Here is a 5,393-nt window from a genome sequence, read left to right on the forward strand (position 1 = left end):
CGGGAGTGCCGACGGAGAGCCCGGGGACGGGAAGGGGGCAGGAGAGTCCGGGGGCGGGCGGACCGACGCGGGGCTCCGGGCTGGGAGTGCCGACGGCGCCTCCCGGGCCGGGAGAGCCGCCGGGCGGGCGCGGGTGCTTGCTGCTGGCGGAGCTGTATTGCTCTGCGCGGCAGCCGGCGCGGCCGTGGCCGGGCTTCACGGGGCCGATGTGTGGCGCGGGCCCGTGCCCGGGCTGGCCCGCGAGTACGCGCGGGTCGAGGCCGAGGTGCGGGTGACCTCGGATCCCCGGACGACCCGACCGGCGGTACGCGGCAACCACAGCGCCCCGGCCCTTCTCCTGATCGATGCCGAGGTCATGGAGGTGCGAACGCCGGACGGGCCGGCCACCCGGGTACGGACACCGGTGCTGCTCATGGTCGCGGCGGGGGACCACCGGGCGGACTGGCAGCGCTTGCTCCCGTCCACCCGGCTCCGGCTCGCCGGCAGGCTCTCGCCACCCGCACACGACGGCGAACGCCTCGCCGCGGTCCTGCGGGTGGACGACGCGGGGGAGCCTCGGATCACCGGGCCTCCGACGGGGATCCAGCGTGCGGCGGGAGACCTGCGCGCCGGGCTGCGGGAGGCGACGGACGGTCTGGACGCGGATGCGCGTGCGCTGTTGCCGGGGCTGGTGGTCGGCGACACCTCCAGGGTCCCGCCCGAACTCCACGATGCCTTCAAGGCGACGGACCTGACGCACTTGCTCAGTGTTTCCGGAGCCAATTTATCCATTCTGCTCTTCCTCCTCGTCGGGCCGCCGGGATCGGCGTCGAGCGCGGAACGGCGCGGCCTCGCACCCCTGCTGGGACTCTCCCTGCGCGGGACCGCGGTGATCGGCGGTGTGCTGACCCTCGCGTTCATCGTCGTGTGCCGCCCGGAACCGAGCGTGCTCCGTGCGGCGGCCTGCGGGCTGATCACCCTCCTCGCGATCGGGACGGGCCGCCGGAGATCCCTGATCCCGGCCCTGGCGGCCGCTGTCGTCCTCCTGGTGCTCTACGACCCGTGGCTCGCCCGGAGTTACGGATTTTTGCTGTCGGTCCTGGCCACCGGTGCGCTGCTGACGCTGGCGCCGCGGTGGAGCGCCGCACTGCGGGCACGACGGGTGCCGGGCAGGCTGGCCGAGGTTCTGGCCGCCGCGGCGGCCGCGCAGGCCGTGTGCGCGCCCGTGGTGGTGGTCCTGGCCTCGCGGGTCAGCCTGGTGGCGGTCCCGTGCAATCTGCTGGCGGAGTTCGCGGTCGCACCGGCGACGGTGCTCGGGTTCGCGGCTCTAGCCGTCGCCCCGGTCGCCCCGCCGGTGGCCGAGCTGCTGGCGTGGGTCGCGAGCTGGCCGGTCGGGTGGATCGCGACCGTCGCCCGGACGGGGGCGGGCCTTCCCGGGGCCGAGGCGCAGTGGCCCGGTGGGTGGTCCGGCGCTGCGCTGCTGGCCGGACTCACGGTGCTGGCCGTGCTTCTGGCCCCGAGGCTGGCCCGTCACCCCTGGATCTGCGGTGCCGCCGGGCTGCTTCTGGTGCTGGCGGTGCTGCGGCCGGTTCCCCTGACCCGGATCATGACCGGATGGCCGCCGCCCGACTGGTCGTTCGCGCTCTGCGACGTGGGGCAGGGCGATGCGATGGTCCTCGCGGCGGGGGACGGCACGGGGGTGGTCGTCGACACCGGACCCGATCCCGGGGCGGTCGACCGGTGCCTGCGCGATCTGGCGGTGACCCGGGTCCCGCTCGTGGTCCTCACCCACTTCCACGCCGACCATGTGCGCGGGCTGCCGGGAGTGCTCCGGGGCAGGGCGGTGGGCGCGATCCAGACGACGAGCCTCGAAGAGCCGCCCGAACAGGCCGCGTTCGTGCGGAGGACGGCGGCCGCGGCACGGGTTCCCACGGTGCGGGCCGTGACCGGTGAGCACCGCCGGTCGGGCCCCGTCGAGTGGCGGGTTCTCTGGCCCCGCCCCGGGCCCGGGGGAGCGGGGGAGACGGCGGTGCGGGAGGCGAACGACTCCAGCGTCACCCTGCGGGTACGGGCGGCCGGAGGGCTGACGCTACTGCTCCTCGGGGACCTCGAACCCCCGGCCCAGCGGGAGTTGCTGCGCGGGCGGGAGGCACCGGGCCCGGTGGACGTCCTCAAGGTGGCCCACCACGGCTCGGCCTTCCAGGACGCCGGGCTGCTCCACAGCCTACGGCCGAGGCTGGCGCTCATCTCCTGCGGTGCGGACAACCCGTACGGCCATCCCTCGCCCCGTACGGTGGCCGCTCTCGAGGCGGCGGGGGCCAGGGTCCTGCGCACCGACACCGACGGCCCGATCGCGGTGGCGGGCGCGGGGAAGGAGCTGCGGGCGGTGGGCCGGTCGTGACATCGCGAGAACCGGGCCCGCCTGGCTGTGCGCATCAGGCCGTGCGCTGCTCGCCGCCCGCGTCCTGGTGGATCTGCTTGCCCCGCCCCCCCCGAGGCCGGACAGAGGGAGACACGGGCGGCCCCCCCGAGACCGGCGCGCGCGAGTCAGGGCAGCCAGGTGCCCGAGTGCATCAGGTCGCGGTCGGCGAGTTCGTTCTCCTCGCGCCAGGCGCGCACGGTGTGCGGGGTGATGCGCAGAAACACCCAGCGGGGGTCGCGCGGGCTCCAGCCCCGGAGTTTGGTGGCGAAGGCATCCCTCGTCACGGTGGGAAGGTCCGCCGCCTCCACGATCCGCGCCTCGCCCTCGATCAGCACCACGTCCCGGGTGTGGCCCACGGTGACCCGGATCAGCCCGTGGGGAGTCACGTTCACGGCCGTCGGGTTGGTCCGCCGGGTGGCCATCACCAGCGTGCCGGTGTCGTCCTCCCAGAGGAACGACAGCGGCACCAGGGTGGGAACACCGTCCGGGGACGCCGTCGCCACCCATGCGTCCTCGTCCTGCCGCAGGCGGTCCAGGACGTCCTGCTTGCGCTGTTCCCGGCTGCGCGGGGGCTCGTACTCGGTCATGATCGACACGCTAGAGGGCGACCACCGCTCCGCGCCTCGGGCCAGGGGCCTCGGGCAGGAGTCCTAGGACGCTCCTAATTCGGACCTTCGGTAACACCTCCGTACAACTCCTTCCGAGGCCCTCCGTTTGCCTCGAACGCCGCATCGGTGATCGAATGCATGCTCGTCGGCGGGCCGCTGATCCGACGAAGACGTCCAACTGTCAGGGGCCCGAAGTGCGAAGCGCCCCTGGGGGTACGTAAGAGATGTTCGGCCGTTGGCTGGGAAACAGAGGCCAGGCGGGTGGGCGCGGTGGGGCGCTCGCCGGAGTCCAGGTGCCCCGTACCGCGGGCGTGCTCAGCTGTCGGGTGCTGGACCCGGTCAACGAACCGGTTCAGCAGGCCGAGTTCGTCCTGACCGACAGCGTCGGGCGCAAGGTCACCGCCGGTGAGACGGACCCCTTCGGCAGCCTGCTCGCCACGGTCCCGGCCGGTGACTACCGGCTGGCGGTCAAGGCCGAGGGGTTCACCCCGTTCCACGGGGCGGCGACGGTGACCGAGGGGGCGCACGCCACGCTGGGCGATGTGACCCTCCAGGTGGCGCAGCCCCCGCAGCTGCCCGACCCCGGCGACTGGGACATCGAGCCGAACCACTCGCAGATCGGCTTCACGGCCCGGCACATCGGGCTGGCGCGCATCCACGGCAGGTTCAACACCTTCGCCGGGGCGGTCAGGATCGCCGACCGCATGGAGGACTCCGCCATGCACGTGATCATCGACGCGGCGTCGATCGACACCAATGTGCAGATGCGCGACGACCACCTGCGCTCGGGCGACTTCCTCGACGTCGGCCGCTATCCGACGCTGGAGTTCTACAGCGAGCGCTTCGTCCACCGGGGCGGCAACCGGTGGGGTGTCACCGGTGCGCTGACCCTGCACGGAGTCAGCCGCACGGTGACGCTGGACACCCAGTACCTCGGTCTCGGCAACGGGCTGGAGGGCGAGACGCGGGCCGCCTGCCGGGCCACCACCGAACTGCACCGCGAGGACTTCACCCTCACCTGGCAGACGATGCTGGCGCGCGGGATCGCGGTGGTGGGGCCCAGCATCAGCATCGACCTGGACATCCAGATCGTGCCCCGGGGCTGAACCGGCCGGGCGAGGGGGCGTCGGAGCGGCTACGGCTTCTCCAGCCAGCCTTCGTACTCGGCGGCGAACTCGTCGAGCGCGGCCGGGTCCAGGCGGCCGGTCGCGTCCTCCACGACCACCAGCCACTGGGCGTCCTCGGCGTCGTCCTCGCCGGCCAGCGCGTCCCGTACGAGCTGGGGCTCCTCGGCGACCCCGAAGCGGTCCGCCAGTCCCTCGGCCACCTCCTCGGCGGCGTCGCGGTCGGGCAGCACCAGTACATGTCTCACATCGCTCACCCGGACATTCTCCGGTACGGGGGCCGTGGCCCGTGCCCTGGGCCGCCTGGGCCGTCCTTGGCTGTCAGTGGGGCGTGGGATGCTGGATCGCGATGGCCACCAGGAAGAATTCCAGCGACGATCCGCTCACCCCCGTCACCCTCGCCGTGGGCCAGGAGGACCTTCTCCTGGACCGTGCGGTGCAGCAGGTGGTGGCGGCCGCGCGGGCTGCCGACGCCGACACGGACGTACGCGATCTGACGTCCGACCAGTTGCAGCCGGGCACGCTCGCCGAGCTCACCAGCCCTTCGCTCTTCGCCGAGCGCAAGGTCGTGATCGTGCGCAACGCGCAGGACCTCTCGGCCGACTCGGCCAAGGACGTCAAGGCGTATCTCGGCGCGCCGGTCGAGGAGATCACGCTCGTCCTGCTGCACGCGGGCGGGGCCAAGGGCAAGGGGCTGCTGGACGCCGCGCGCAAGGCGGGGGCGCGGGAGGTCGCCTGCCCGAAGACCACCAAGCCGGCCGAGCGGCTCTCGTTCGTACGGTCGGAGTTCCGGACCCACGGGCGGTCCGCGACGCCGGAGGCGTGCCAGGCGCTGGTCGACTCCATCGGCAGCGATCTGCGGGAGCTGGCCAGTGCGGTGTCCCAGCTGATCGCGGACGTCGAGGGCACGATCGACGAGGCGGTCGTCGGGCGCTACTACACCGGGCGGGCCGAGGCGTCGTCGTTCACCGTCGCCGACCGGGCGGTCGAGGGGCGGGCGGCGGAGGCGCTGGAGGCGCTGCGGTGGTCGTTGTCGACCGGGGTTCCCCCCGTGCTGATCACCAGTGCGCTGGCGCAGGGGGTGCGGGCGATCGGGAAGCTGTCCTCCGCGAGGGGCGGGCGGCCGGCTGATCTCGCCCGGGAGCTGGGGATGCCGCCGTGGAAGATCGACCGGGTGCGGCAGCAGATGCGGGGGTGGACGCCGGACGGGGTGGCGGTGGCCCTGCGGGCCGTGGCTGCGGCGGATGCGGGGGTGAAGGG

5 protein-coding genes are annotated in these 5,393 nt (G+C 73.6%); 3 read left to right on the top strand and 2 right to left on the bottom strand.

The features are described from left to right. The first annotated feature begins 133 nt into the window (after positions 1–133). Positions 134–2,380, top strand: a complete 2,247-nt coding sequence (locus D3105_RS31990; protein WP_118906355.1) for a ComEC/Rec2 family competence protein — start codon at positions 134–136, stop codon at positions 2,378–2,380. A gap of 146 nt (positions 2,381–2,526) precedes the next feature. On the opposite strand, the gene D3105_RS31995 is transcribed toward D3105_RS31990, so the two are convergent. Next, positions 2,527–2,988, bottom strand: coding sequence for a pyridoxamine 5'-phosphate oxidase family protein (locus D3105_RS31995; protein ID WP_118906359.1), 462 nt, complete (start codon positions 2,986–2,988; stop codon positions 2,527–2,529). Positions 2,989–3,233: 245 nt separating this feature from the next. Here D3105_RS31995 and D3105_RS32000 point away from each other — a divergent pair, with 245 nt between their 5' ends. Then, a complete protein-coding gene (locus tag D3105_RS32000; RefSeq protein ID WP_118906356.1) occupies positions 3,234–4,115 on the top strand; it encodes a YceI family protein in 882 nt (293 codons plus the stop codon). Between the two features lie 29 nt (positions 4,116–4,144). On the opposite strand, the gene D3105_RS32005 is transcribed toward D3105_RS32000, so the two are convergent. Continuing rightward, positions 4,145–4,390: a hypothetical protein gene (locus D3105_RS32005; RefSeq protein ID WP_118906357.1), complete on the bottom strand. Its 246-nt coding sequence runs from the start codon at positions 4,388–4,390 to the stop codon at positions 4,145–4,147. A gap of 92 nt (positions 4,391–4,482) precedes the next feature. Between D3105_RS32005 and holA the strand changes: the two genes are divergently transcribed. After that, a partial coding sequence (gene holA / locus D3105_RS32010) for a DNA polymerase III subunit delta (RefSeq protein WP_118906358.1) occupies positions 4,483–5,393 on the top strand: 911 nt, incomplete at its 3' end.

This window comes from Streptomyces globisporus, assembly GCF_003501885.1.
GTDB lineage: Bacteria > Actinomycetota > Actinomycetes > Streptomycetales > Streptomycetaceae > Streptomyces > Streptomyces globisporus_D.

Coding starts and splice junctions, on each gene's coding strand:
- D3105_RS31995 (WP_118906359.1), bottom strand. CDS start 2,988: ATGACCGAGTACGAGCCCCCGCGCAGCCGGGAACAGCGCAAGCAGGAC.
- D3105_RS32000 (WP_118906356.1), top strand. CDS start 3,234: ATGTTCGGCCGTTGGCTGGGAAACAGAGGCCAGGCGGGTGGGCGCGGT.